This window comes from Synechococcus sp. LTW-R (assembly GCF_014217875.1).
Lineage (GTDB): Bacteria > Cyanobacteriota > Cyanobacteriia > PCC-6307 > Cyanobiaceae > Vulcanococcus.
Genome location: NZ_CP059060.1, coordinates 786,185 through 810,786, shown reverse-complemented (window position 1 = coordinate 810,786; position 24,602 = coordinate 786,185). Strand labels below are relative to the sequence as shown.

The following is a 24,602-nucleotide window of genomic DNA, read 5'->3' as shown; positions in this document are numbered from 1 at the left end:
TGAAGGGCATGCCGAAGCAGGGACGGCTTCAGCGCACGGCGGCTTGGTAGTTCTCGCTGCGGATCGGGTTCGTGAAGAAGAGCTTGGCCATCTCGGCACCGTTGGCGACCCAGTAGGGCAGCTTGCGCAGGGCCTTGAGGGGGGCCGGCGCGTTGCCTTCATCGGCCGCGCTCAACTTGTCGTTGTTGCGCACCAGGCGCTCAAGACGCGTGTAGAACTTCGGATGGTCCACGTTGAGGACCACCGGGAAGACCCTAGCGGTGGTCTCGTTGGTCTTGGCGATCACGTACTTGTCGTATTCGCGGGCATCGAGGCCAAGGGCTTCATAGAACTCCTTGCGGGCCACGTCACGCACATACATGGTGGCGAAGACGGCCAGCAGGAAGAAGCGGCACCAGAGGCGGGCACGCAGGCCGGTCACGCTCTTGGGCTGAGCCTTCATCAGGGCGTCAAAGAAGTCGCCGTGGCGGTTCTCGTCTTGGCACCAGTTCTCGAAGAAGTTGAAGATCGGGAAGATCTTGCAGTCGGGATTCTTCTCGAGGTGGCGGAAGATCGCGATGTAGCGCCAGTAGCCGATCTTCTCGCTCAGATAAGTGGCGTAGAAGATGTATTCGGGCTTGAAGTAGGTGTACGCCTTATTGGCGGTCAAGAAGCCCAGGTCGAGCTGCAGTCCGAAGTCGCTCATCGACTTGTTCAGGAAGCCGGCATGGCGGGCTTCATCGCGGGCCATGTGGGCAAAGCACTCGGCGAGCAGCGGGTTGCGCTCTTTGATCCGACGGCTCAGTTCCTTGTAGAGCAGGAAACCAGAAAACTCGGAGGTGCAGCTCTGCTCGAGGAACTCGATGAAGACCTTGCGGGTCTCGGGATCGAGTTTGTCGGCCGCGCCTTCGAACTCCTCGTTGCGAACGAAGTGGTGGCGGTTGTAGTCCTTGCGGAACTCCTCGCAAATGGCTTCCAGCTCATCGGCGTTGGGGCTGAGGTCCATGGCCGCCATGGCCTCGAAATCCGTGGTGTAGAACCGCGGAGTCAGGATTGTGTCTTTGACCGGATCCTTGGTGGCCGGTGCATTGGGCGTGCCGATGGCTGTTGCGGCGTCAGGTGAGGCAACGGCGGTGGGAGGCACCATCGGGCAGCTTGAGCGGAGCAAAGACCATCGTAAGCGGCTTTGGTGCCAGCCCGTTGACCGCCTTCATCACTCGCAGACTTAGTTCGCCCCCAGCCACTTCTGGCCGTTGAGGCGCTGCACCAAACGGGAGACCAGGAGCGCCTGGGTCATTTTTTTCTCGTCAATCAAAAACGACTCCAGCAGGCTCGGCTCGCTTCCGGATTCCGCGAGGGCAATGGTTTTGGCTGAGCTAATGGAGTCGCTGGTAAAGCACAGCCAGAAGCGACGACCACTGGGGAGGGTGCCCTTGACCTGCCAGCAGCTGCTGCCCACCACGGGCATCGGACCCTGCTCAAAGCTGAGCTCGCAGTTCGGGCCGCCATAGGCCTCGATCTCCTTGGCCAGCGCCGGAATCAGCAGATTCGGGACGAATTCGGCGAAGGGCTTGTCCTCCGGGGCGGGGGGCTTCGCCGGCTTGGCGGGTTTGGCGTCTGCGGCCTTCGCTGCGGGTTGGGCGGAATCGGTCACCGGCGAAGGCCTCAATCCAGACGTTCGCTGACTCTAGGGAGTGCTCACCACTCCTCAGCGCCGCTGCTGCCCCAATCGTCAGGATCAGCCGTGCTCACAGCAGCAGTCGTGGTGGCGGTCGCCCTTGCGGGTTCATTGCTGGCGCTTTGTTGGCCCTTCCGAATCACGCGGAAGGGCACCGAGACGGTTGGAGCCGGTTCGGCCGCCCCTCGGCTGGGGCCAGCCCAGGGTGCTGCGGCTTCGGGGGCCGCCCCGGCGTCCCAGTCCTCCCTGGGTTCGGCCGTTCGACGTGGCCTGGGAGTCGGTTCTTCGTCCCAAACCTCCCGTTCAGCCCGTCGCCGCACCGAGCGCCGGGGCAGGATTTCAGGGGCGCCCCCCTGCAGCGTCAGCGCCGCACCGGCCGCACTCAGGCCTGCGCCCAGGCAGGAGGCCCCGGCGAGCCAGAGACCCAGTGGCAGTGCTGGTGATGTCCAGGTGAGCACGCGCACCGTGACCGGCGGCTTCGGGTTGATGGCCCCGACCACGAGCATCGCCAGGACGGGCGAGAGCAGCGGCAGCAGCAGGACTCGTTTCAACACAGGGGCGGTGGGAGGCCTCAGGGCTGGATCGGCCCGGTCCAGCGCTGCAGCTGGCCAAGCTCATAACCGAGGCAATCGAACACGCGGATCACCAAAAAGTCCACCATCTCCTCAAGGGACTGGGGCTGGTGATACCAAGCCGGGGCCGGGGGCGCGATCCGTGCGCCGGCCTCAGCGAGGGCGGTCAGGTTGCGCAGGTGGATCAGGTTCCAGGGGGTTTCCCGCGGACAGATCACCAGGGGCCGTCCCTCCTTGAGATGGACGTCCGCGCAGCGTTCCATCAGGTCCGTGGCTACCCCCGAAGCGATCCGGCCGACGGTTCCCATCGAACAGGGCAGGATCACCATGCCGCGGGTGCGGTGACTGCCACTGGCAATCGACACGGATTGATCGTTCCAGCGGTGGCAGCGTAGTTCGCCGGTGTCGCATGCGCAGCGCTCCCGCCAAAAGCGCTCCTGGGCTGAGGGGTCCGTCGGGACCCGCACCCCCAATTCCGCCTGCCAGACGCCAATGGCACCGCGGCTGACGATGAGATCGACGGATTCACCGGCCTGGAGCAGCAGTTGCAACGCCCGCTCCGCGAGCGGTTGGGCGCTGGCCCCGGACACCGCCAGAACAATCGGCAGCAGCGCTGCCTGGGCGGTGTTGTCGCTCAACGTTCAGTCCTCGCTGCTGGCGTCGCCGTCGCCCGCATCGGCGTCATCGGGGGAGAACTCTTCGTAGCCCTCCGGCAGCACCACGGCGAGATCGATTTGATGGCGCAGCACATCCACCTTCTGGATGGTGACCTCGACCTGGTCGCCGAGCATGTAGGCGCGGCGGTTCTTGCGCCCCACCAGCTTGTTCTGACGGGAGCGGTACTCGTACCAGTCGTCCTTCAGGGAGCTCACGTGCACCAGCCCCTCCACATGGGAGGGGGGCACCTCGACGAAGAAGCCGTAGCTCTGGACCCCGCTGATCACCCCATTCAGGGTTTGACCAACCAGGGGCTCGGCCTGGCGTGCCTGGGCCATGGCCAGGGCATCCCCCTGGAGCTCGCTGACGAAGCGGCTGCGCTCATTCAGGCGGTTCAGGAGGGTTCCGCTCAGCCCCTCTTCAACGGGGGAGAGCTGACTGGCGGTCAGCAGGGGCCAGTCGATCACCCCATGGCTGGCATCCGAGGCGATGTCGACCCGGGTTTTGTGCCGAACGGAGGGGCGATCCTTGCCTTCGCTCAGCAGCAGCACCAGGAGGTGTTGGTTCCAGAGGTCGGCGTAGTGCAGGGCCGCGCAGCACCAGGGGGCATAGGCCTGCTCTTCGCCCGCCAGGGTGTTGCCGCCGGCCTCGGTGCTGAGGCTCACCGGTTTGAGCGGATCCCGCAATTGCTGCAGGAGCACCCGGGAGCGATCGCTCGCCGCAAAGGCCACAGCCAGTTCTTGGGCGCTGGCGTTGCCATCGGCGGACAGTTCAAGGGGAATCTCGAGGGCGAGGGCCGCCTTGGCCACGTCGTTGAGGGCCTCGGCTTCCGGGGCGGCATTGACTGCGTAGATGGCCGGTAGCTCGAGGGCGGCCATGTGGCGGCCAAAGGCCCGGTGGGCCTGCAGGACCATCTCCCGCAAGAGCCCCGCGGTGGAGAGGGCGGGGTCGAGTTGAACCATCCAGCCCTGGCGACGCTCATCCGGTTCAGGAATCGCGAGTTCAGCCAGTCCCTCCAGGTTCGGGATGCCGAGGTCGAGATCGATGGATCCTTGGTCGAGGCGGTTTTGCCTGAGGGTCTGGGCCAGGGCGATCAGTTGCTCCAGCAGGGGGAGCTGATCCTTCAGTCCTTTCAGGGCCGCAGGGGTGGTGCGCGCCTTGGGCTTGCGATCGGCCAGGGCCTGGAGCGCCTTGGCATCGACCAGTCCATCGGCCGAGATGGTGCTGCGGCAGAAGCGGAAGTGCTCCAGCTGCCCCTCGGCGTTCAGGTCGAGGGCGACCGAGAGGGCCGCCGCCGGGGTCCCAGCCTTAAAGGCCGCCGCCTTGGTGGTGGCGCTGGGGAGCAACGGCAGCCAGCTGTCCCCCACGCAGAGGGCTTCGCTGCGGTCCCGCAGGAAGAGATCGAGGGCGCTACCAAAGCTGACGCGCTCGGCGATGGCCGGGGCGTGCACCCAGAGGCGCTGACCGTTCTCCAGGGGCTCCAAGGAGACCGCCGGAAGGAGCGGTGCATCGGCGCTACCCCACAGCTGCAGTAGCAGGGTGGGGAGGGCGGTTAGGTCATCCCGGGTTTTGAGGTCGGGGGCCTTGGCACTGGCCTTGGGCGCCGCCGGCAACTCCCGCAGGCCGTGCTTGGTCAGCAAGAGGTCCAGGTCGGCCTTGGGGCCGGCGTTGACCGCCAGGCTGCGGGCCACATGGCCTTCAGGGGGAAGTTGGCCGACGGGGTAGCGGTCCAACTTGACCTCAACCACGGCTTCCGTGGCGGGTTTGAGGTGTTCGCTGTCGCCGGCCGGCAGGTTGATGGCGGTCAGCAGGCGATCGTCCAGTGGGACCGCGACGAGGGTGTCGTTCTGCTGCTCCACCTGCGCCAGCAGGCTGGTGGTGTTGCGCTGCAGGATGCACTGCACGCCCCCTTCGGGCGAGCGGCGGCGCCCGCCCTCCCGGGTGACCCGCACCAGCACGCGGTCACCGTTCCAGGCGTGGTTGAGCTGGTTGTCGCGGATGTAGATGTCCTCGCCGCCGTCCTCGCGCAGGGCAAAGCAGAAGCCTTTGCTGCTGCAACGGAGTCGGGCTTCGATCAGGCCTTCGTCTTCGACGCGGCTAATGCCGTCATCGGCTTCTTCGAGCACGCCGACCCGGGTGAGGGCCGTGAGGGCGATGCGGAGCTGCTCTTTATCGGCCTTGGTGCTCAGGCCGAGCCCTTTTTCAAGCTTGCTGAGGCTGAGGGGCTCCTGGTGGGGGAGCTGCTCGATGAGGTCCGCGACCGTGAACTTCATGGCTGTTGGGGAGGGCTTCTGCGGAGCGGACAAGCCCCAGGGGGATGGAGGTTCTGCTTGCTGCAGCGATCACTCGAAGACGGCCAACGCCTTCCAGCAGGGTTGCAACAGCTCCATCCTACTGAGCTGTTTGGCTAGGCGTCCTCTGTGACTTCTGCGGCAGCCTCGTCGTCCTCTTGACCGGCCTTCAGCAGGAGCCGGCCTCCAATCACGAGGAAGCCAACCGAAGCGGCCAATTGGAGGGCGTCCGTTGGGATGACGGCCGAGAGGGATCCGCCCGCTCCCGCGCCGAGCAGGCTGGCGAGGACGAGGGCCGAGGCACTGCCAGCAAAGACCGCTCCGCTGCGGTTGGAGGTGCCGCTGATGGTGACGATCGCCAGTTGGGTTTTGTCCCCGAGTTCAGCGAGGAAGACCGTCAGAAAGGTGGAGGCCAGAAGGGGGAGCTGCATGACGATCAGGCCAGGGGGAACATGCTGACGGCGGCTTGCCGGCCCAGCCAGAGGCCGAGGCCAATCATCAAGATGCCGGCCAGGCGCTCGAGTTGACCGGGGGGCAGGACCCGGGACAACCAGCGGCCGAGCACCACTCCCACCAGGCTGGAGCTGATCAGGGCCAGGGAGGCTCCGATAAAGACCAGCACCGGTCGACCGGATTCAGCCGAGAGCAGCAGGGCGGCCAGCTGGGTCTTGTCGCCCAGTTCCGCCAGGAAGACGGTGGTGAAGGTCGTCAGGAAGACCGCGCCAAAGCTGGCAGCTTGGTCCTCTTTTTTGGGTTTGGGACTGTCGCTGCTCGTGGCGGACTCAGGCATCAGGGCTGGCGATCGGTGTCTTCAGCGGGCCGGCGGATCGCCTGCTCGAAACGCTTCATCACCATGCCACGACCACCGTGTTCGCAGCGGATCTGCTGCCGGCAACAGGCAATCGCGAAGTCGTTGGCCTCCTCCGCTGGGACCTCAAACAACTGGGCCAGGTTCTCCACACGGCAGAAGACGGGCCGCTCCTCGTAGATCCGGCAGGAACTGGAGCCGGTGTCGAAGTGGATGCACCAGCCATCGGGCCCCACCATCGACAGATAGAGCTGTTGTTGCTCTTCATCGAGGGCTTCGAGGGCCTCGTTGCGCTCCCCCGGATCCAGGCGGCAGCAGGAGCCGCAGCCGCTGATGCAGCGCCATTGCAGGGTCTCAGCCATCGTTCAACCTCCTGGTGCTGTGACAACCCGTCACAGGAGCGATCCCCGCTCGATCGGGTTGGGCCCCTCTGCTTTTAGGCTGCATCAACCACGTGCAGCTCCTGAGCCGTTCTCCCATGGGAATCGACTTCCACCTGATCGCCAACTTCGCTGCTCTGTTCCTGATCACCCTGGTGGGTCCAGCCGTGATCTTCATCCTCTTCTACCGCCGCGGCGCCCTCTGATCCCCTGAGGTCTGCAAGCGTTCAAAGCCCCCAGGACGATGGCCGTCCTGGGGGCTTTGTTTTGACTAGGCCGCCAGCCCCATCGCGCGAGCCGCGTCCTGCACGAGAGCCTTGACGTAGGGATGGTCCGCCTTGGGGTGATCGATCTGGAGGCTGTCCGGACCGCCCCGCTGGGCTTCGCCGCGTAATTCCTCACCGTCGGCGTTGCGGATGACGACCGCGTTGCCGTCCCGCCGCACCCAATAGCTGCGCAGCTGATGCTGCAGCACCAGGGCGTCTCCGCTGCTGGGGCGGATGCCCACCAGTTCGAGCTGCAGCGTTTCTTGGCTGTTCCAGCGGTTCAGTCGCAGGTGATAGGCCACATCCACCTGCTTGGGCAGGAGGTGGCCGATGGCTCCCCAGCGCCAGGCCATGGCCCGCACCCGGGCCTCCCCTTGGCGCAGGGTCAGTTGCAGGTGCCCGCCCCGCAGTTCCCGCTGTTGGCTGATGGTGCAGCCGCAGCTCCAGAACAGTGGGGTGGGGTTGCCGATGCCGAATGGTTCGAGCCGCTGCAGTTCACGCCAGAGGGGCCGGTTGATCTCCTCGAGCTGCAGCAGGGCTTCCGGCGTAACCAACTGCAGGCCTTCCCGTTCCCGCCAGGCCTGCGCCAGGTCATTCAAGCGTTCATGCAGGGCTGTGACTCGCTCCGCTTTGACGGTGAAGCCCCCCGCGGCCGGGTGACCGCCGAAGCGCTCCAGCAGATCGCCGCAGGCCTGGAGGGCGGCATCCACGGCAAAGCCTTTGGGGGCCCGCACGGACGCGCGCATCCGCCCATCCCCCTCGGCGGCCAGTAGGGCGACGGGGGCGCCGAAATGCTCCACTAGCCGCGCCGCCACGATGCCGATCACCCCGTGGTGCCAGTGGCTCTGGGCGAGCAGCAGGAAGGGGCTGCGCTGCTCCCCATCGGCCTCGGCCAGGGCCCGTGCCTCCGCCTCGATCGCATCACAGAGTTCCCGGCGCTGGCGATTCAGGCTTTCGCATTCCCGGGCGAGCTCGAGGGCCTGCTCCGTGTCATCCGTGGTCAGTAGATCCACCACCAGGCGCGGATCACCGAGCCGTCCGACGGCATTGATGCGCGGTGCCAGTTGGAAGCCAACGGCCCCGGCATCGATGGGGGCGTCGTCCAAACCAGCGACCTGCTGCAGGGCCTGGAGACCTGGGAGGGGGCTGTCCTTGAGCCGCGGCAAACCGTCCATCAACCAGCGGCGGTTGACCCCCTGAAGCGGAGCCATGTCCGCGATGGTGCCGATGCAGAAGAGGTCCAGCGCCATGGCCAGGGCCTTCGCGGAGCGACTGGCCTTGGCGAGGGCCCCGGCCAGGACATAGGCGATGCCGACGCCGGCCAGCCCCCGGTAGGGCGAACCCTCGGGGGTGCAGTGGGGGTGGAGCAGGGCGCTAAGGGGTGGCCGTTGCTCCGGGATGGTGTGGTGATCGGTGACGATCACCTCCAAACCGAGCTCCTGGGCGCGCTCGAGGGCCTCCCGGGCCGACACTCCGTTGTCGACGGTGACCATCAGCCGGATTCCGTCCTCAGCGAGCTCCTCCACCATGGAGACATTCAGGCCATAGCCATCGGCCTGGCGGCTGGGGATGGCCGCTTGGGGTTGGGCCCCCAACTGCTGCAGAACGCCGATCAGGAGCGCCGTGCTGGTCATGCCATCGGCGTCGTAGTCGCCGCAGATCGCCAGGCGTTCGTTGGTTTTGCAGGCCTGCTTGAGGCGCTTGACCGCCAGGCCTAAGTCGGGGAAATGCTCTTTTGGGTCGGGGGCTTCGGCGGGATCCAGCAGCGCTTCGATCGCCTCGGCGCTGCCGAAGCCGCGCCGGTTCAGCAGGGCCAGAATGGGTTCCGAGAGCCCCAACCGCTGCATCCCGCTGGGGAGAGCCTCCAGGTCCACCGCGGCGGGGAGTTGCCAGTTCTGCTGGAGACGCTGCTCCAACAGGCGTTGCTCTGGAGACTCGAGGAGCACGCCTGCGGTTCGTCGGACTCCATTGTGTGCCGTGGAAAGACTCTGTCGAGGCCCCACCGTCCAGCTCCCTTAGCCTCACCCCAGCAGTCCGCCGCTCCGTGTCGCGATTGGCCCCCGAGGCGCTCCTGTGGGATGTGGACGGCACCCTGGCTGAGACGGAGCTCGATGGGCACCGTCTGGCCTTCAACCGCGCCATGACCGAGGCAGGCCTGCCCTGGCAATGGGACCCCTCCCTCTATCTCACGTTGCTCCGGGTGACTGGCGGCCGCGAGCGGATGGCGGTCTTTCTCGAGCAAGCGGAGGGCCAGCGCCCGAGTGAGGATCGTTTGGATGCCCTGCAGCGCTCCAAGCAGCGCCACTACGGCGAGCTGGTGGCGGCGGGCGAGATCCGTCTCAGGCCGGGTGTCATGCGCCTGATGGGGGCCGCCGCAGCCGCGGGAGTGCGGCAGGCCATCGTCACCACCAGTGGGCGCTCCGCCGTGGAGGCCCTGCTCTCGCGCCAGCTGCAGCAGCACCGGGACTGGTTGGAGTTTTGGGTCTGCGGGGAAGACGTCACGGCCAAAAAGCCCGATCCCCAGGGCTATGGCCGTGCCCTCGAGCGATTGGCCTGCAGCGCTGATCGGGTTTTGGCCGTGGAGGACTCCGGCCATGGGGTGACGGCGGCCTGCGGAGCGGGGCTGACGGTTTTGGCCACCCGCAGTGCCTCGAGCTTCCAGGAACCTGACGCCCACTTCACCGGTGCCGCTGCCTTGGTCGATGGTCTGGGGGATCCCGCAATGCCCTGTCAGGTCTTGCGCGGACCGGCTTGCCCTGAGGGGCAGATCACGCTGTCCTATCTCCAGCAGCTCTTTCCAGGCGGATGACCCGGATGCCCATTCAGGCCACCCGCTTTGACCGTCTGCAACGCCAGGGTGCCCAGGTGCTCTCGGGATCGTTCCAGGGCAGTTGGCGTCGCCGCAGCGTCGGGGTGCTCGCCCTGCTCTTCGGCTTCTATGCGGGCCAGAACGTCACCAGCTGGTGGTTGCAGACGATCGGCCAGCGCCCCTTGGTGGTGCTCTCCGTGGTTCTGCTGCTCGAGCTGGTCGTGCGCATCCGCACCCGGGTCGTTCAGTGCCGTCCGGCTTTGGGATGGCTTGTGCTCGACAACCTCAGGATCGGCTTGGTCTATGCCGTCGTCCTGGAGGCCTTCAAGCTCGGCTCCTGAGTGCTTGGCAGCAAAAAAGCGCCACCCGGTTGAGCAGCGCTTCGATGCTTCTGCCCTCCTCCGCAGAGGAGAGCGGACGATGGAGACGGGCGATCAGGCCTCGTCGCCGTCCTCTTCAGCCACGGGGTAGACGAAGCCCTGAGCGCGGCCGCTCAGCACGGCCTTGCCGATGGAGAGTGCTTTCTGTGCTGCCACGGCAGCCTTGCCCTTCCAGGTGGCGTGGCGCTGGTTCCGCTTGCCCTTGGACGTTTTCTTCTTGGGAACAGCCATCCCGCTTACCTAGTCAGCCAAACCAAGATCTTCCCTTGCCGTCTTTCCTTTCGTCAAATCGCTAAGCTCCGACCAACGACAGATCGATGTGAGCAGCGGCGCGTCTCCGGATCAGCAAGCGCAGCAGGTGCCCTCCTCACAAGCCTCGCCCGCCCCTGCCTCCAGGCGCGCGGAACTCTGGAGTGATCTCGGCATCAACCGTCCGGCACCACCCAGCTACAGCCAGTTGCTGACGCAGCTCAAGGGCGGGAGCGTCAAAGAACTCGTTCTCTCACCGGGCCGCCGCGAGGTGCAGGTGACATACACCGATGGCCGCCGCACCCAGGTGCCGGTCTTCAGTAACGATCAGGTCCTGCTGCGCACGGCCCAGGAGGCGCAGGTCCCACTCACGGTCCGCGATGACCGGCAGGACCGCGCGACGGCCAGCCTGGTCTCCAACGGCTTGCTGCTGCTGTTGCTCTTCGCGGGCTTGGCCCTCTTGATTCGCCGCTCCAGTCAGGTGGCCAATCGCGCGATGGGTTTTGGCCGAAGCAAGGCCCGCATGGCCGAACCAGAATCGGCGGTGGCAGTTCGTTTTGAAGATGTCGCCGGCATCAACGAAGCCAAGGAAGAACTCCAGGAAGTGGTGGCTTTCTTGAAGGAGCCCGAACGCTTCACGGCCGTTGGCGCGCGCATCCCGAAGGGCGTCCTCCTGGTAGGGCCTCCAGGGACGGGTAAGACCCTCTTGGCCAAGGCGATTGCCGGTGAGGCGGGTGTGCCCTTCTTCTCGATGGCCGCCTCCGAATTTGTGGAGCTCTTTGTGGGTGTTGGTGCGAGCCGCGTCCGTGATCTCTTCCGCCAGGCCAAGGAGAAGGCTCCCTGCATCATCTTTATCGACGAGATCGATGCCGTCGGCCGCCAGCGCGGCGCGGGGATCGGAGGCGGCAACGATGAGCGCGAGCAGACCCTGAACCAACTCCTGACGGAGATGGATGGCTTTGCGGAAAACTCCGGGGTGATCCTGCTGGCGGCGACGAACCGCCCCGATGTCTTGGATGCTGCCCTGATGCGTCCCGGTCGATTCGACCGGCGGATCCATGTGGATCTGCCCGACCGCCGGGGCCGCGAGGCGATCCTGGCGGTCCATGCCCGCTCCAGGCCACTGGAACCGGAGGTCTCCCTGGCGGATTGGGCGAGCCGAACGCCCGGCTTCTCGGGCGCTGATCTCTCCAACCTGCTCAATGAGGCGGCCATCCTGACGGCCCGTCGTGAGCGCCAAAGCATCAACGACCAGGCCATCAGCGATGCCCTGGAGCGGATCACGATGGGCCTGACGGCGGCGCCGCTTCAGGACAACGCGAAGAAACGCCTGATCGCGTATCACGAAATTGGCCATGCCCTTTTGGCCACCCTGCTGCCCAAGTCGGATGAACTCGACAAAGTCACCCTGCTGCCCCGGGCCGGGGGCGTCGGTGGATTTGCCCGCACGATGCCCGATGAGGAGGTCCTCGATTCGGGCTTGATTAGCAAGGCCTATCTCGAAGCCCGGATGGTGATGGCGATGGGCGGCCGAGCCGCTGAATTGGTTGTCTTCGGCCCCAGTGAGATCACCCAGGGGGCCTCCAGTGACCTGGAGATGGTGAGCCGGATCGCCCGGGAGATGGTGACCCGCTACGGCTTCTCATCAATGGGGCCGCTCTCCCTGGAGGGCGAGGGCTCTGAGGTGTTCCTAGGCCGCGATTGGTTGCGTTCCGAACCGCACCACTCCCAGAAGACGAGCAACCGCATCGATGCCGAGGTGCAGCAGTTGGCGCGCCACGCCCTCGATCAGGCGGTCTCGCTGCTTGAGCCCCGCCGGGATCTGATGGATGAGCTGGTCAACCTGTTGATCGAACGCGAAACCATCGAGGGGCCTGATTTCCGGGCCGTGGTCGAACGCGCCGGCGACCTAGGCAAAGCGGATGTCGAGGCTGCGCAGGTGGGTCTGTAACCCGGCGTCCTGAACCGGCAGCAAATAGGCCGGTTCGCCGCTCTCGTTGACGTGGGAGTGCCAATGGCCGGGAGGCGTGATGAAGGCGCCACCCGCTTCCCAGTCGATCCGCTTCGGGTTGTGGATGCTGCCATCGGCGTTGAGTTCGCTGCCCACCAGGGTGTAGACCCCGGGCTGGCAATCAATGATCAGGTCCAGGGCGACCGATTGGTGACGGTGGGGCGCCTGGGTCGCGCCGGGCGGGACGATGCCATACATCGCCCAAAGGACGTGGGTGACCGTGCGGGTGCTGGGCAAATCCCGGTTGGCCAGCAGCAGGCTGATGCGATTGCTGCTGGCGCTGCCGGGCTGCTCGACGAGCTTGAGCAGCTCGGAGCGCAGCCAATCCCCCCGGTAATGGGTGGCGTCGAAGCGGGGCTCGCTGGGGAGGACGCCCAGGTAGTGGAGCAGGGGGCCGTCGTGCACCCAGTAGAGGACGCTCGTGGAGGTCGCCTCGAGCAACGGGGTCCCGCCACAGGGCAGGACAAAGAGGTCCCCTTCGCCCCAGTGGATGGTGGTGTCTTGGTCGGTCTCGCGGACGCGGCAGACCCCCTCACCGGAGAGGACAAAGAAGAGGGAGCTGGTGGCGCTGGCTGCGGCGCGCACCCCTTCTCCCGCTTCGATGCGAATGAAGTGGGCGGCGAGACCGGGGCTGGTGGCGGGGCCACTGGTGCCGAGCTCGCTGCTGAGGTCCAACGGAAGAATGCCGCTGGGCCCGCTGCTGTGGAGATCGGCACCCCAGCAGCGGTAGGGAATCGGTTCGGTCAGGCCGCTACGGATCGGGTTCGCGGCTTGCCGGTAATCAAACAGTTGGGCCTTGTCGGCCACGGGGGTCTGCTGAGCGGCCTCGCCCTGGACGTTGAGCCCAAGGTCCGTTGATGGACGATTCGGGGTTTGAGTCATCGGATGACACCAGGTCCAGAGAGAGGCGGCTCCAGGGCGAACCTGCAGAGTCTTGATTCAGTCAGCTTTGGCGCTGGGCTGCTGCAGGAATCGCTACAGCGGAGGATCAGCCCCCAGCAACGGCGGGGACGATGCTGACTTCGTCCCCATCCTTGAGGGGGGTGGTTTGGTTCTCGAGGAAGCGAATATCCTCGCTGTTCACGTAGACGTTCAGGAAGCGGCGCAGCTTGCCGGCCTCGTCACAGAGGCGACCCTTGAGACCGGGGTAGCGGCCATCGAGGGCGTCGATCAGTCCGTCCACGCTGGTGGCGTCCAGGGCGACGCTGGCCTCGTCGTTGGTGAACTTCTGCAGGGGGGTGGGGATCAGGACCTGAACGGGCATGGCAGGGGGGGGATGGGTCGGACGGAGGTCGTGGAGATCAGGCCTGTGCTTGATCGGCTTGGGCTTGCTTCCAGGCGCTGTTGAAGCTGTCGAGTTGCGCTTCGATCGTGTAGGGCTTGCCGATGGCGTCGACCACGGCTTCGGTGGTCTTGAGGCCGTTGCCCGTGATGTAAGCCACGGTGCGCTCTTCGGGGTTGATCTTGCCCTGTTCCACCAGCTTCTTGAGGACGGCAATCGTGGTGCCGCCAGCGGTTTCGGTGAACACGCCTTCGGTCTCGGCCAGGAGCTTGATGCCCTCAACGATCTCGGTGTCGTTGACGTCGGTGATGTTGCCGCCGGTGCGGTTGGCGATGTCGATGGCGTAGGGACCATCGGCGGGGTTGCCGATGGCGATCGATTTGGCGATCGTGTTGGGCTTTACCGGGGTGATGAAGTCACGGCCTTCGCGGAAGGCCTCGGCGATGGGGTTGCAGCCCTCGGCTTGGGCGCCGCTGAAGCGCACGGCCTTCTCGTCCACCAAGCCGCACTTGATGAATTCGTCGAAGCCCTTGCGGATCTTGGTGAAGAGGGAGCCGGAGGCCAGGGGGGCGACGACGTGGTCGGGGAGTTCCCAGCCCAGCTGCTCGATCACCTCATAGCCGAGGGTCTTGGAGCCCTCGGAGTAGTAGGGGCGCAGGTTGATGTTGACGAAGCCCCAGCCGTAGGTGTTGGCGACTTCCGAGCACAGGCGGTTGACCTGGTCGTAGTTGCCCTTCACCGCCATCAGGGTGGGGTTGTAGATCAAGGTGCCGAGCACCTTGCCCAGCTCCAGGTCGCTGGGGATGAAGACACAGCAATCGAGGCCCGCGTGGGCGGCGATGGCGGCGGTGGAGTTCGCGAGGTTGCCGGTGGAGGCGCAGCTGACGGTCTTGAAGCCCAGTTCGCGGGCTCGGGTCAGGGCAACAGAAACGACCCGGTCCTTAAAGGACAGGGTCGGCATGTTGACGCCGTCGTTCTTGATGTAGAGGCTCTTCAGGCCCAGGCGCTTGGCGAGGTTGTCCGCCTTGAGCAGGGGGGTGAAGCCGGTGCCGACATCGATCGGGTCACCCTCGATCGGCAGAAAATCGCGGTAACGCCAGATGGAGGCGGGGCCGGCTTCGATCGTGGCGCGGCTGACGCGGTTCTTGATCGCCTCGTAGTCGTAGACCACCTCGAGGGGACCGAAGCAGACGTCCTCACAGACGTGGCGGGCACCAGGGTCGTAGGCCTGGCCGCATTCCTTGCAGCGCAGTCCGGTGAAGGTCGGTCCCACGCTGGAGCGGGAAAGGGTTGCCGTCAAGTTCAGACCCTGAACGTTCGATTGAAACTAGCAGCGGCAATTCACCGACTTGTTTAAACCCGATCCTGGAGGTCGGGTATTGGCTGAAAGTCGTGTTGATCCCTGGTCTGTGGCTTGACCCAGCGGTTGTGCTGCCTAGTCTCGGCCAGGGATCGGCTCAGTTTGTGCAGGTATCGGTTCAAGGCCTCAGGCGGCTCTTGCGTTGGGCCGCAGGCGCCGCCCTGGTGCTGGGTTTGCTGGTGCTCCTGCCGCGCCTGGTGATCGAGGCGCAGTGGTTCGCCCAATTCGATGCCGTGACGGTGGTCTTGCGGCGCTGGCTCTTCCAATGCCTGGCCTTTGCCCTGGTGCTTGGCCTTGGCTTACCGCTGCAGCTTCAGCAGTTGCGCCGTTGTTGGCGCCTCAGGCAGGAGGCAGCGCGTAAGCAACTGCGGGAGCGCCCCCTGGCCCCCCTCTCCAGCGGGCCGCTCGTAGCCGTGCTCGTGGGTCTGTTGCTCCTGCTGGTGATGGGCCTGAGCTATCTCTTTTTGCAGGCCCGAGGGCTGATCCTGGATCCCTTCGGCGGTGAGGTGATCACCGGCCTCTCGGTCCTGGCTGAGTTGCCGCCGGCCCTGGTGTTTGGCCTGGCGGTGGTGCTGCTCCCCTGCCTCCTGCGTTGGCCGTACACGACCTTGCGCATCAGCCTGGCGGCTGCCCTGGCCGGATCGGCCACCGCCTGTGCCCGGGGGTGGAGCCTGTGGCTCCCGGGCCTCTTGGCGGTTCCCTTTGGCGAGGCTGATCCCCTCACCGGCTTTGACCTGAGCTTCACGGTGCTGCGCCTGCCGGCTCTGCACCTGCTGGTGAGCCTGGTGATCGCCCAGGTGTTGATCGGCTTTGTGGGCTGCCTCTGGTTGACCTTCAGCGAAGGCACGGTCTTGAGCGACCTGCGCTTCCCGGGCTTGAGCCGCGAGCAGCAGCGGGTGCTGCAACCCCAGCTGGCCGTTCTGGCCCTGATGGCCGCCCTCAGCTATGGCCTGAGTCCCTTTGACCTGATGGTGGAAGGGAGTGGGGTCGCCTCAGGGGCCGGCTTCGTCGACCTGCACATCCGCCTGCCGCTGCGCCTGCTCTTGGCCCTCTTGCTCCTGATGAGTGGCCTCGGGCTGTTGGTTCCCGTTCCCCGCGCCTGGTTTCGCCGGGCGGCGATGCTCCCCTTGCTGGCGGCGGCCTGCCTGCTGCCGATCGTGGAGTGGGGACTGGCACCGCTTGTGCAGCGGGTCTGGGTGCAGCCCCGGGAGCTGGAACTGGAAACCCCCTATCTGCGGCGGGCCATCGCGGCCACCCGCCGGGCCTTTGGTCTGGAGGCGGTGCGCGAGCTCGATCTCGAGCCCAAGCAGCAACTCAGCGCGGCGGATCTCAAGAGCGCTGAGGGGACCCTGGCCAACGTGCGGCTCTGGGACAGCACCCCCTTGCTGGAGGCCAACCGTCAGCTGCAGCAATTGCGGCTCTACTACAACTTCCCCTCCGCCGCCGTCGATCGCTATCCCCTGAATGCCGACGCCAGCGCGTTGGGCTCCCAGCAGGTCTTGATCGCAGCCCGTGAACTGGACTCCTCGGCCTTGGCCAAGGGATCGCGCACCTGGCTGAACCGCCACCTGGTCTTCACCCATGGCTACGGCTTCACGGTGTCCCCGGTGAACGTCTCGGGCAGCGACGGGCTGCCGCTGTACTTCGTCAAAGACCTGGGCCGCAGCGGCCGTGTTCAGGCCCTGCCCCAGCTCGGCCAGAGCCAGAAGCGCGTGGAGCGCTATCTGCCGGTGGGTCGCCCGCGGCTCTATTTCGCCTCAGCCCCGGCGCCCTACGCGATCGCCCCCTCCCAGGTGCGGGAGTTCGACTACCCCGAGGGTGACCTCAACGTCTATTCCCACTACGACGGGAAGGCCGGGGTTCCGATCCATGGCCCCCTGGATCGCCTGATGGCGGCGATCTATCTCAATGAGGCCCGCTTGCTGTTCACCGGGTCCTTGACCCCCTCGTCGCGCCTGCTCGTGCGCCGGCAGGTCAACGACCGTCTCCAGGCCCTGGCCCCGTTCCTGCGCTTTGAGAGCAAGCCCTATCTGGTCACGGCCCGGGTGGACGATGACCCCGACTACCGGCCCGAGCATCACCAGTACTGGATGCTCGACGGCTTCACGGAGAGCCGCAGCTACCCCTATTCCGATGTCAATCCCGATGGGATTCGCTACTTCCGCAACCCGGTCAAGGCGGTCGTCAATGCCTACAACGGCGACGTCTGGCTCTATGTGAACGACCCGAGCGATCCGGTACTGCGCACCTGGCGGAAGGTCTTCCCGGATCTCTTCCTCCCGCTCTCAGCGATGCCGAAGGCCCTGCTGGCCCACATCCAGGTTCCCAAGAGTCAGTTCAACATTCAGGCCGAACGCCTGCTGCGCTACCACGTCACGGACGTGCGCACCTTTTACAACGGTGATGACGTCTGGGCGTTGCCCGTGGAGATCTACGGCGACGCCGAGGCTCCGGTGCCGGTCCGTCCGTACCACGTGACCATGCAGCTTCCCGGGCAGCAGCGTCCTGAATTCGTCCTGCTGCTCCCGTTCACTCCGCTGAAGCGGCCCAACATGGTCGGTTGGTTGGCGGCCCGCAACGACACTCCGAACTACGGCGAGTTGTTCCTGGTGCGCTTCCCGCAGCAGCGGCTGCTGTTGGGACCCCAGCAGATCTCGGCGCTGATCGAGCAGGACCCGGCGATTAGCTATCAGTTCGGTCTTTGGAACCGGGTGGGCTCCCGCCTCCTGCGGGGCAACCTCCTGGCGATGCCCGTGGGCCAGGGCCTGCTCTACGTGGAGCCCATCTACCTCCAGAGCAACAGCAACGCCCTGCCGACCTTGGTGCGGGTGGTCGTGACCGATGGCCGGCGCTTCGTGATGGAGCCCACCTTTGATGAGGCCCTCGCCAAGCTGGTGGCCGCTCAGCCCAGCACCGGTATGCGGGCCTTGACCCTGCCCCAGCCGCTCCTGCCATAGGCAAAAAAAAGGGCCCTTGCGGGCCCCGGATGACATCAGTGCGCCTGGATCAGGCAGCCACGGCGGACTTGGGGTCCAGTTCGCCCTTGGCGTAGAGGCCGGCGTAGTAGTTGATGTCGCGCTGCTTGATCTTGCTGGCGTTGCCGGCACACCAGAACTGTTGGTAGCGATCGAGGCAGACCTGCTTCATGTAGGCCCGGGCGGGCTTGTTGAAGTGACGGGGGTCGAAGTTGGCGGGATCCTTCATCGCGGCTTCACGCACAGCGGCGGTGAAGGCCAGGCGGTTGTCGGTGTCGATGTTGACCTTGCGGACACCGTTGCGGATGCCTTCCTGGATTTCCTCGACGGGCACGCCGTAGGTCTCGGGGATGGCGCCACCGAACTTGTTGATCATCTCCAGCCATTCCTGGGGCACGGAGGAGGAACCGTGCATCACCAGGTGGGTGTTGGGGATGGCCTTGTGGATTTCAGCGATGCGGCTGATGGCCAGCACTTCACCGGTGGGCTTCCGGGTGAACTTGTAGGCGCCGTGGCTGGTGCCGATGGCGATGGCCAGGGCATCCACCTTGGTCTTGGCGACGAAGTCGGCAGCCTCAGCGGGGTCGGTCAGCAGCTGGCTGTGGTCGAGCTTGCCCTCGAAACCGTGGCCGTCCTCGGCTTCGCCCATGCCGGTCTCCAGGGAGCCCAGGCAACCCAGCTCACCCTCGACGCTGACGCCAATGGCGTGGGCCACGTCCACGACTTCCTTGGTGACAGCCACGTTGTAGTCGTAGCTGGCAGGGGTCTTGGCGTCGGCTTCCAGGGAGCCGTCCATCATCACGGAGGTGAAGCCGTTGGCAGCAGCACCGAAGCAGGTGGCGGGGCTGTTGCCGTGGTCCTGGTGCATCACGACGGGGATGTCGGGATAGGTCTCAACAGCAGCCAGGATCAGGTGACGCAGGAAGTTCTCACCGGCGTACTGACGGGCACCGCGGGAGGCCTGCAGGATGACGGGGCTATCGGTCTCGTAGGCAGCCTCCATGATCGACTGCACCTGCTCCAGGTTGTTGACGTTGAAAGCAGGGATGCCGTAGCCGTTTTCAGCGGCGTGGTCGAGCAGCAGCCGAAGCGGAACGAGCGCCATGGGGACACCAATAAGGGAATGGCGGGGATCCTAACCGGCGCCTTTTCCGTTAAAGCCGGGCCCTGAGCCCGCTGTCGGCGGATTCCAGTGCCAAATCGCAAACCCGCTGGCTCAAGACCGCCTCTGACAGGCCGGGAACCATGGGCCTGCCGTCCATCGCGGCCTCGGCCCACCACTGGGTGATGCGGCGCACGGCGGCCAGGCGACCGTCCGGCCAGGTCTGGGGGAAGGCCAAGCTCGGATCCGGGCTGATCTCCTCGAGGGCACCGGAGGGACCGGAGCGCCAGAGCTTGAAGCCATGGACGTAATCGCTTTGGTTGCTCGAGCCCAGCACCAGGCTGCCTTCGCTGCCGTAGACCTCAATCCAGTAGCCGCGACCCGGCTTGGTCACGGAGGCCAGGGCGACTTGGGCCGGGATGCAACGCCCCTGGCGATCCTCCAACTCGAGTAGCAAGAGGGCGATGTCCTCAGCATCCACGGCGGCCATGCGTCCGCGGCCGTCGGCCAAGGGACGCTGGGGGATGGCCATGCTGCGCTGGGCACTGAGGTTGCGGGTGGGTCCCACCAACCAATGCAGCGTGTCGAAGGCATGGGTGCCGAGGGATCCGAGCACGCCCCCACCGGCGGCCCGCTGGGAATACCAGTTCCAGGGGCGGCTGGCATCGGCGCGGCTGCCCATCAGCCAATCGAGTTTCACCAGCCAGGGGGTGCCTACGGCTCCGTCCTGCAGGAGCGCCGCGAATTGCTGGAATTCCGGGACGCCGCGGTACTCGAAGTCCACGGCCACGCTCACTCCCGCCTGGAGGGCTTGGCGCTGCAGGGCCTCGACCTGGGCGGCCTCCAGGGCGACGGGTTTCTCCAGCAGCAGGTGTTTGCCGGCGGCGATGGCGGCCTGGGCGAGGGCGAAACGGGGTTCCGGGGGGGTGGCAATCACCAGCGCATCCACCCGTGGATCCGCCAGGAGGGCGTCGAAATCAGTGAAGCCCGGTAGCCCGTGGGCGTTGCAGGCCTGGTCGAGCCGTTCGTTGCGGTGATGCCAGAGGGCGACCGGCTCGGTCAGGTGGCAATCCCGCAGGGCGGGTAGGTGCACCTTCTCGCCGAACCCCAAACCAACAAGGGCGACCCCCAAGGGACGCTGGTGGGTGCTGGATCCGGTCACGGCGGTCTGGCAGTGGTCTTAGGAGCCTGCCAGGAGCTCTCCCCCGGCGGTGCAGACCGCTTCGATGGTGGCTTCGATCAATCCGTCATTGGCGGAGGCCTGCCATTGGCTTCCCCATTGGGGCAGTCCATTGATGGAGGTGTCCCGGTAGAGCCGCTGGCCGCAGTCCAGCTCCATCACGTAGAGGCTGCTGGCGGGCGGACGGGGCTCCTTTCCATCGGCATCCGCCTCCGGGGTCGGTGGCTGGAAGCGACTCAGGACCGTCAGGTTGCCGCTTTTATTCAGGCGCAGGCTGCCTTGATCCCACCACTGCTGCCCTTCGCTGGTGGCGGGCACCTCCTGCCAGTCCACCGGACCCGCCTGGGCAGGGCCGCCCAGCAGGAGCAGTCCGAGCAGGAGTGCGCAGCAGGCGCGCAGGATCCTGCTCACGCGGCGACGGCTTTGCTGTAGCCGTGCATCGTCAACAGGCTGGCCAGGGTGCTGCGCAGCTTGGTGCGGGGCACGATGTGGTCCACGAAGCCGTGGTCCTGGAGGTATTCCGCGGTTTGGAAGTCATCGGGGAGCTTCTCCCGCAGGGTCTGCTCGATCACACGACGACCGGCGAAGCCAATCAGGGCCTTGGGTTCCGCCAGGATCAGGTCGCCGAGCATGGCGAAGCTCGCGGTCACCCCCCCGGTGGTGGGGTGGGTGAGAAGCGGTAGATAGAGGAGTTCCGCCTGGCGATGGCGCTCGAGGGCGCCGGAGATCTTCGCCATCTGCATCAGCGAGAGCATCCCCTCTTGCATGCGGGCGCCGCCGGAGGCACAGACGATCAGCACCGGAGCGCGCTTGGCGGTGGCCGTCTCGATCAGCCGGGCCAGCTTCTCGCCCACCACCGAGCCCATCGAGCCGCCCATGAAGCGGAAATCCATCACGCCCAGGGCCATCGGGATGCCCTCAACCGTGCACATCCCAGTGATGACGCTGTCCTTCAGGCCGGTGGAACGTTGGGTGTCGCGAATGCGATCGGCGTAACTGCGGCGATCCTTGAAGGCGAGGGGATCCGTCGGGCAGAGCTCGGTGTCGAGCGCCTCAAAGCTGCCCTCGTCGACGATCAGGCGAATGCGCTCTTCGCTGAAGATCCGGTGGTGATAGCCGCAGCCGCTGCAGACACTGGCGTTGGCGGCGAGGTCCTTGCGGTAGACCACCAGGCCGCACTCGGGGCATTTGCTCCAGAGGCCGTCGTCTTCGTTGACCTCCTGGGCATTGCGCACGGCAGGAGCGGTCTTGCGGCGATCGGCAAACCAGTCGAATAGCGACATGGTGAAAGCGGTCTCCGGTGGTCAGATCAGACCATTAAAGGGCGCTCCAGCCCAAGTGCCTGCTGAGCTGTTGCAGCCAGAAGCTGTTTCCCGCCATCCAGACCGCCAGTCCAGCGGCCGCCAGGAAGGGGCCAAACGGGAAGGGTTGCCCGTGCTTGAGCCGGCCACTCAGCAGACCGAGGACGCCAAAGACCGCACCCGAGAAGACAGCCAGGGCCACGCTCAGCCCCAGGCCCGTCAGCCCGAGCCAGGCCCCCAGGAGGGCGGCCAACTTGGCATCGCCTAAGCCCAGGGCCGGTTTGCCTAGGATCGACTGGCCAGCGGCGCTGGTGGCTTCGAAGCCCAGCAGGCCAGCACTGGCGGCGAGCAGGTGCCAGAGCAGGAGCTGGGGCTCGGGTCCACCGCTTTGGCTGAAGACCGCCAGCAGCGTGAAGACCAGGCCTAGCAGGACGCCGGTGCGGCAGAGGGGCTCGGGCAACCAGAGCTGGTCCAGATCAATCAGCAGCAGCGGCAGCAGCAGGGTTACCAGACACCAGCCCGCCACCACGGTGAGAGCGCCTGGTGCCTGGCCGAGGGCCTCGGGACAGCCCAGGGCTGCTGCCAGGAAGAGGCCTCCGCAGAGCAGTTCCACGGCGGGGTAGCGCAGGCTGATGGGGCTCTGGCAATGGCGACAGCGGCCCCGCAGCAGCAGCCAGCTCAGAACGGGGATGTTCTCGCTCCAGGCCAGTGGCGTGCCGCAATGGGGGCAGTGGCTGCCGGGGCGCACCACGGACTCCTGGCGGGGGTAGCGCCAGGCGACCACGTTCAGGAAGCTGCCCACGCAGAGCCCGAGGGCGGTGATCGACAGCAGCAGCGTGGCGGGAGGCATTAGAGGCCGCGGTAGGGCGAGCGGGAGGTGCGGGAGCGGGACGGACGGGCTCGCACCCAATCCAGGGGGATGAACTGCTCGTCGGGCAGGAGCACCGGCAGTTCAAAGACCACCCGGCCCTGGCCTGGACCCAGGACGATCCCCTGAGGTTCCAGCGCTGAGGGTGAGCGCTCCAGGAACTGGAAGTAGATCCGCCGCGCCTGAGCGATCACGGCAGCGCTGTTGATGCGGTCCCAACGGGGTTGCGCGGATACAGAAGAACCCACCGCCCCTCGAATCTCAAACGAGAGAGGAGCTGGTGGGTTCGAGCGCCGGGGGCGCTCCATGGAACTGGTCTGAGGAGCAACCGAGGTGGGAGGACCGTGTCCGCCAGTTGCGCCCCAGATTAGGCGGGAAGCAGGCTCAGGCCAGCTTCTTTTTCTCTTCGATCATGCGGTGAATGATCGGGGTCAGGATCAGCTCCATCGCGAAGCCCATCTTGCCGCCGTTCACCACGATCGAGGTGGGGCTGGACATGAACGAATCGTGGATCATGTCGAGCAGGTAGGTGAAGTCGATCCCCCACTTCTCGCGAGCACCCTTGCGGAAGTGAATGATCACGAAGGACTCATCCGGGGTGGGGATGTTCCGGATCATGAAGGGGTTCGAGGTGTCCACGGTGGGGACACGCTGGAAGTTGATGTCGGTCTGGCTGAACTGCGGGCAGATGTGGTTGATGTAATCCGGCATCCGGCGCAGGATCGTGTCAACGGTGGCCTCGGCGGAATAGCCGCGCTCAGCGTTGTCACGGGAGATCTTCTGGATCCACTCCAGGTTGACGATGGGCACCACGCCCACCAGCAGGTCAGCCAGGCCGGCCACGTCGTAGCCCTCACCCTTCACGCCGCCGTGCAGGCCTTCGTAGAAAAGCAGGTCGGTGCCGGCGGGGATGTTCTCCCAGGGGGTGAACTGACCGGGCTCGAGGTTGGTGCCGAGGCGGGCGTTGTGGTCAGCGGCCTCTTCGACGGAGTGCAGGTAGTAGCGCTTCTGGCCACCACCGGATTCGCCGTAGCTGCGGAAGAGTTCTTCGAGCTTGTCGAAGAGGTTGGCCTCAGGGCCGAAGTGGGAGAAGTTCTCGCCTTTGGCCAGGGCGCCCGCCATGGCTTCCTTCATGGCGGCCCGCTCATAGCGGTGGTAGCTGTCGCCTTCCACCACGGCCGGGGTGATGCCCTCGCGCTTGAAGATGTGCTCAAAGGCACGCTTCACGGTGCTGGTGCCTGCGCCGGAGGAACCGGTGACAGCCACAACCGGGTGACGCTTCGACATGCGCAGGGATCAGTGGAACTGACGGCGAGTTTGGCAGGTCGCGGTGCCAATCCCACCAATCCGTTGCGGATCAGTCTTCGAGGGCTGCCAGCAGTTGATCGCCCATCGCCTTACAACCCAGTTGGGTGCAACCGTCGGCCATCAGATCGCCGGTGCGATAGCCCTGGGCCAGCACGCGGTCGACGGCCTGCTCGAGGGCGGCGGCGGCGGCGTCCTGCTTGAGGCCGACCCGCAGCATCATCGCGGCGCTGAGGACCATGGCCATGGGATTGGCCTTGTCCTGGCGGGCGATGTCGGGTGCGGAGCCGTGGATGGGCTCGAACAGGCCCGGGCCGCTTTCGCCGAGGGAGGCCGACGGCAGCATGCCGATCGAGCCGCTGAGCATCGCCGCCTCATCGCTGAGGATGTCGCCGAAGAGGTTGCTGGTCAATAACACGTCGAACTGGCGGGGATTGCGCACCAGCTGCATCGCGGCGTTGTCCACGTACATGTGGCTGAGTTCCACGCCCGCGTAGCTGCTGGCGTGAAGAGCCTCAACGCGATCGCGCCAGAGCTGACTCACGTCGAGGACGTTGGCCTTATCGACGCTGCAGAGGCGGCTGCTGCGCTGTTGGGCGATGTCAAAGCCCACCTTGGCGATCCGATCGATCTCGTCGTCGAAGTAGGCCATCGTGTTGAAGCCGCGCACGCGGCCCTCGGCCTCGACGCGGCCCTTGGGCGTGCCGAAGTAGACGCCACCGGTGAGTTCGCGGACCACCATCAGGTCGACCCCTTCAATGACCTCGCGCTTCAGGGTCGAGGCATCGATCAGGGCCGGGATGATCTTCACCGGGCGCAGATTCGCGAAGAGTCCCATGCCGGAACGCAGGCCCAGCAGGCCGGTCTCGGGACGCTTCTCGCGGGGAAGGCTGTCGTATTGCGGGGAGCCGATGGCGGCCAGCAGCACGGCGTCGGCGGCCTTGCAGGCCTCGAGGGTGCTGGCGGGAAGGGGTTCGCCGGTGGCGTCGATGGCGCAGCCCCCCATGGGCTGCTCGTTGTAGATCAGCTCGAAGCCGTTGCTGCGGCTGACCGCATCCAGCATCTGGCGGGCCACCGCCGTGATTTCAGGACCGATCCCGTCACCGGGGAGCAGGGTGATCCGGAAGCTGGTCATCGACGTCCGCCTGG

The 24,602-nt window shown here is 65.9% G+C and carries 26 protein-coding genes; 5 read left to right on the top strand and 21 right to left on the bottom strand.

Annotated features, from left to right (window positions below; translation table 11 throughout):
• Positions 1 to 28: 28 nt before the first annotated feature.
• The 8 genes from acsF to H0O22_RS04565 all read right to left on the bottom strand — a co-directional run bounded on the left by acsF (position 29) and on the right by H0O22_RS04565 (position 6,347).
• Entirely contained in the window at positions 29 to 1,126 is a 1,098-nt protein-coding gene (acsF, locus tag H0O22_RS04600) for a magnesium-protoporphyrin IX monomethyl ester (oxidative) cyclase (RefSeq protein WP_185187811.1), read from the bottom strand.
• A gap of 78 nt (positions 1,127 to 1,204) precedes the next feature.
• Entirely contained in the window at positions 1,205 to 1,633 is a 429-nt protein-coding gene (locus H0O22_RS04595) for a DUF2996 domain-containing protein (protein ID WP_185187810.1), read from the bottom strand.
• A 44-nt stretch (positions 1,634 to 1,677) separates the two neighbouring features.
• Positions 1,678 to 2,208: a hypothetical protein gene (locus H0O22_RS04590; protein WP_185187809.1), complete on the bottom strand. Its 531-nt coding sequence runs from the start codon at positions 2,206 to 2,208 to the stop codon at positions 1,678 to 1,680.
• A 20-nt stretch (positions 2,209 to 2,228) separates the two neighbouring features.
• On the bottom strand, positions 2,229 to 2,840 hold the full coding sequence (locus H0O22_RS04585; RefSeq protein WP_185188307.1) for a flavin prenyltransferase UbiX: 612 nt from the start codon (positions 2,838 to 2,840) through the stop codon (positions 2,229 to 2,231).
• A gap of 30 nt (positions 2,841 to 2,870) precedes the next feature.
• The gene (locus H0O22_RS04580) at positions 2,871 to 5,159 is read right to left on the bottom strand and encodes an RNB domain-containing ribonuclease (protein ID WP_185187808.1); all 2,289 of its coding nucleotides are present in this window, start codon (positions 5,157 to 5,159) and stop codon (positions 2,871 to 2,873) included.
• Positions 5,160 to 5,293: 134 nt separating this feature from the next.
• Positions 5,294 to 5,608, bottom strand: a complete 315-nt coding sequence (locus H0O22_RS04575) for a TMEM165/GDT1 family protein (protein WP_185187807.1) — start codon at positions 5,606 to 5,608, stop codon at positions 5,294 to 5,296.
• 5 nt (positions 5,609 to 5,613) lie between these two features.
• Positions 5,614 to 5,967: a TMEM165/GDT1 family protein gene (locus H0O22_RS04570; RefSeq protein ID WP_185187806.1), complete on the bottom strand. Its 354-nt coding sequence runs from the start codon at positions 5,965 to 5,967 to the stop codon at positions 5,614 to 5,616.
• A complete protein-coding gene (locus H0O22_RS04565) occupies positions 5,967 to 6,347 on the bottom strand; it encodes a YkgJ family cysteine cluster protein (RefSeq protein WP_185187805.1) in 381 nt (126 codons plus the stop codon). Before H0O22_RS04565 ends, H0O22_RS04570 begins: the two co-directional genes overlap by 1 nt.
• Before the next feature lie 116 nt (positions 6,348 to 6,463).
• Here H0O22_RS04565 and psb30 point away from each other — a divergent pair, with 116 nt between their 5' ends.
• A complete protein-coding gene (gene psb30 / locus H0O22_RS04560) occupies positions 6,464 to 6,571 on the top strand; it encodes a photosystem II reaction center protein Ycf12/Psb30 (RefSeq protein WP_010317475.1) in 108 nt (35 codons plus the stop codon).
• Positions 6,572 to 6,636: 65 nt separating this feature from the next.
• Here the strand turns inward: psb30 and recJ are convergent, their stop codons facing one another.
• Complete coding sequence (gene recJ, locus H0O22_RS04555) at positions 6,637 to 8,577, bottom strand: single-stranded-DNA-specific exonuclease RecJ (protein WP_255439471.1); 1,941 nt, start codon at positions 8,575 to 8,577, stop codon at positions 6,637 to 6,639.
• Between the two features lie 98 nt (positions 8,578 to 8,675).
• Here recJ and H0O22_RS04550 point away from each other — a divergent pair, with 98 nt between their 5' ends.
• Both H0O22_RS04550 and H0O22_RS04545 read left to right on the top strand, forming a co-directional pair.
• A complete protein-coding gene (locus H0O22_RS04550; protein ID WP_185187804.1) occupies positions 8,676 to 9,440 on the top strand; it encodes an HAD-IA family hydrolase in 765 nt (254 codons plus the stop codon).
• Positions 9,441 to 9,445: 5 nt separating this feature from the next.
• Positions 9,446 to 9,781: a DUF565 domain-containing protein gene (locus H0O22_RS04545; RefSeq protein ID WP_370521483.1), complete on the top strand. Its 336-nt coding sequence runs from the start codon at positions 9,446 to 9,448 to the stop codon at positions 9,779 to 9,781.
• Between the two features lie 93 nt (positions 9,782 to 9,874).
• Here H0O22_RS04545 and rpmF read toward each other — a convergent pair whose 3' ends face one another.
• The gene (rpmF, locus tag H0O22_RS04540) at positions 9,875 to 10,051 is read right to left on the bottom strand and encodes a 50S ribosomal protein L32 (RefSeq protein ID WP_185187802.1); all 177 of its coding nucleotides are present in this window, start codon (positions 10,049 to 10,051) and stop codon (positions 9,875 to 9,877) included.
• An 88-nt stretch (positions 10,052 to 10,139) separates the two neighbouring features.
• Here rpmF and ftsH point away from each other — a divergent pair, with 88 nt between their 5' ends.
• Complete coding sequence (ftsH, locus tag H0O22_RS04535) at positions 10,140 to 12,020, top strand: ATP-dependent zinc metalloprotease FtsH (RefSeq protein WP_370521482.1); 1,881 nt, start codon at positions 10,140 to 10,142, stop codon at positions 12,018 to 12,020.
• On the opposite strand, the gene H0O22_RS04530 is transcribed toward ftsH, so the two are convergent.
• From H0O22_RS04530 to thrC, 3 genes are all read right to left on the bottom strand, one after another.
• Positions 11,979 to 12,962: a cupin domain-containing protein gene (locus H0O22_RS04530; protein WP_185187800.1), complete on the bottom strand. Its 984-nt coding sequence runs from the start codon at positions 12,960 to 12,962 to the stop codon at positions 11,979 to 11,981. The genes ftsH and H0O22_RS04530 overlap by 42 nt on opposite strands.
• Positions 12,963 to 13,068: 106 nt before the next feature.
• Entirely contained in the window at positions 13,069 to 13,344 is a 276-nt protein-coding gene (locus tag H0O22_RS04525) for a MoaD/ThiS family protein (RefSeq protein ID WP_185187799.1), read from the bottom strand.
• 37 nt (positions 13,345 to 13,381) lie between these two features.
• A complete protein-coding gene (gene thrC, locus H0O22_RS04520) occupies positions 13,382 to 14,662 on the bottom strand; it encodes a threonine synthase (RefSeq protein ID WP_185187798.1) in 1,281 nt (426 codons plus the stop codon).
• A 164-nt stretch (positions 14,663 to 14,826) separates the two neighbouring features.
• Here thrC and H0O22_RS04515 point away from each other — a divergent pair, with 164 nt between their 5' ends.
• Positions 14,827 to 17,679: a UPF0182 family protein gene (locus tag H0O22_RS04515; protein ID WP_255439469.1), complete on the top strand. Its 2,853-nt coding sequence runs from the start codon at positions 14,827 to 14,829 to the stop codon at positions 17,677 to 17,679.
• 49 nt (positions 17,680 to 17,728) lie between these two features.
• Here the strand turns inward: H0O22_RS04515 and fba are convergent, their stop codons facing one another.
• From fba to leuB, 8 genes are all read right to left on the bottom strand, one after another.
• A complete protein-coding gene (gene fba / locus H0O22_RS04510) occupies positions 17,729 to 18,802 on the bottom strand; it encodes a class II fructose-bisphosphate aldolase (RefSeq protein WP_010317460.1) in 1,074 nt (357 codons plus the stop codon).
• Between the two features lie 49 nt (positions 18,803 to 18,851).
• Positions 18,852 to 19,961 (bottom strand): Gfo/Idh/MocA family protein, encoded by a 1,110-nt coding sequence (locus H0O22_RS04505; protein ID WP_185187797.1) that lies wholly within the window; start codon positions 19,959 to 19,961, stop codon positions 18,852 to 18,854.
• 18 nt (positions 19,962 to 19,979) lie between these two features.
• Positions 19,980 to 20,390: a hypothetical protein gene (locus H0O22_RS04500; protein WP_370521481.1), complete on the bottom strand. Its 411-nt coding sequence runs from the start codon at positions 20,388 to 20,390 to the stop codon at positions 19,980 to 19,982.
• Positions 20,387 to 21,262: an acetyl-CoA carboxylase, carboxyltransferase subunit beta gene (gene accD, locus H0O22_RS04495; RefSeq protein WP_185187796.1), complete on the bottom strand. Its 876-nt coding sequence runs from the start codon at positions 21,260 to 21,262 to the stop codon at positions 20,387 to 20,389. The genes H0O22_RS04500 and accD overlap by 4 nt, the downstream gene beginning before the upstream one ends.
• 34 nt (positions 21,263 to 21,296) lie before the next feature.
• Positions 21,297 to 22,130 (bottom strand): A24 family peptidase, encoded by an 834-nt coding sequence (locus tag H0O22_RS04490; RefSeq protein WP_185187795.1) that lies wholly within the window; start codon positions 22,128 to 22,130, stop codon positions 21,297 to 21,299.
• Positions 22,130 to 22,456 carry a hypothetical protein gene (locus tag H0O22_RS04485; RefSeq protein WP_255439467.1) on the bottom strand — a complete coding sequence of 109 codons (327 nt, stop codon included), beginning with the start codon at positions 22,454 to 22,456 and terminating at the stop codon, positions 22,130 to 22,132. Before H0O22_RS04485 ends, H0O22_RS04490 begins: the two co-directional genes overlap by 1 nt.
• 76 nt (positions 22,457 to 22,532) lie before the next feature.
• Complete coding sequence (locus H0O22_RS04480) at positions 22,533 to 23,435, bottom strand: phosphoribulokinase (RefSeq protein WP_185187794.1); 903 nt, start codon at positions 23,433 to 23,435, stop codon at positions 22,533 to 22,535.
• Between the two features lie 70 nt (positions 23,436 to 23,505).
• Positions 23,506 to 24,588 (bottom strand): 3-isopropylmalate dehydrogenase, encoded by a 1,083-nt coding sequence (leuB, locus tag H0O22_RS04475; protein ID WP_185187793.1) that lies wholly within the window; start codon positions 24,586 to 24,588, stop codon positions 23,506 to 23,508.
• Positions 24,589 to 24,602 lie beyond the last annotated feature (14 nt).

Coding starts and splice junctions, on each gene's coding strand:
- acsF (WP_185187811.1), bottom strand. CDS start 1,126: ATGGTGCCTCCCACCGCCGTTGCCTCACCTGACGCCGCAACAGCCATC.
- H0O22_RS04580 (WP_185187808.1), bottom strand. CDS start 5,159: ATGAAGTTCACGGTCGCGGACCTCATCGAGCAGCTCCCCCACCAGGAG.
- H0O22_RS04575 (WP_185187807.1), bottom strand. CDS start 5,608: ATGCAGCTCCCCCTTCTGGCCTCCACCTTTCTGACGGTCTTCCTCGCT.
- H0O22_RS04570 (WP_185187806.1), bottom strand. CDS start 5,967: ATGCCTGAGTCCGCCACGAGCAGCGACAGTCCCAAACCCAAAAAAGAG.
- H0O22_RS04565 (WP_185187805.1), bottom strand. CDS start 6,347: ATGGCTGAGACCCTGCAATGGCGCTGCATCAGCGGCTGCGGCTCCTGC.
- psb30 (WP_010317475.1), top strand. CDS start 6,464: ATGGGAATCGACTTCCACCTGATCGCCAACTTCGCTGCTCTGTTCCTG.
- H0O22_RS04545 (WP_370521483.1), top strand. CDS start 9,446: ATGCCCATTCAGGCCACCCGCTTTGACCGTCTGCAACGCCAGGGTGCC.
- rpmF (WP_185187802.1), bottom strand. CDS start 10,051: ATGGCTGTTCCCAAGAAGAAAACGTCCAAGGGCAAGCGGAACCAGCGC.
- H0O22_RS04530 (WP_185187800.1), bottom strand. CDS start 12,962: ATGACTCAAACCCCGAATCGTCCATCAACGGACCTTGGGCTCAACGTC.
- H0O22_RS04525 (WP_185187799.1), bottom strand. CDS start 13,344: ATGCCCGTTCAGGTCCTGATCCCCACCCCCCTGCAGAAGTTCACCAAC.
- fba (WP_010317460.1), bottom strand. CDS start 18,802: ATGGCGCTCGTTCCGCTTCGGCTGCTGCTCGACCACGCCGCTGAAAAC.
- accD (WP_185187796.1), bottom strand. CDS start 21,262: ATGTCGCTATTCGACTGGTTTGCCGATCGCCGCAAGACCGCTCCTGCC.
- H0O22_RS04490 (WP_185187795.1), bottom strand. CDS start 22,130: ATGCCTCCCGCCACGCTGCTGCTGTCGATCACCGCCCTCGGGCTCTGC.
- H0O22_RS04485 (WP_255439467.1), bottom strand. CDS start 22,456: ATGGAGCGCCCCCGGCGCTCGAACCCACCAGCTCCTCTCTCGTTTGAG.
- H0O22_RS04480 (WP_185187794.1), bottom strand. CDS start 23,435: ATGTCGAAGCGTCACCCGGTTGTGGCTGTCACCGGTTCCTCCGGCGCA.
- leuB (WP_185187793.1), bottom strand. CDS start 24,588: ATGACCAGCTTCCGGATCACCCTGCTCCCCGGTGACGGGATCGGTCCT.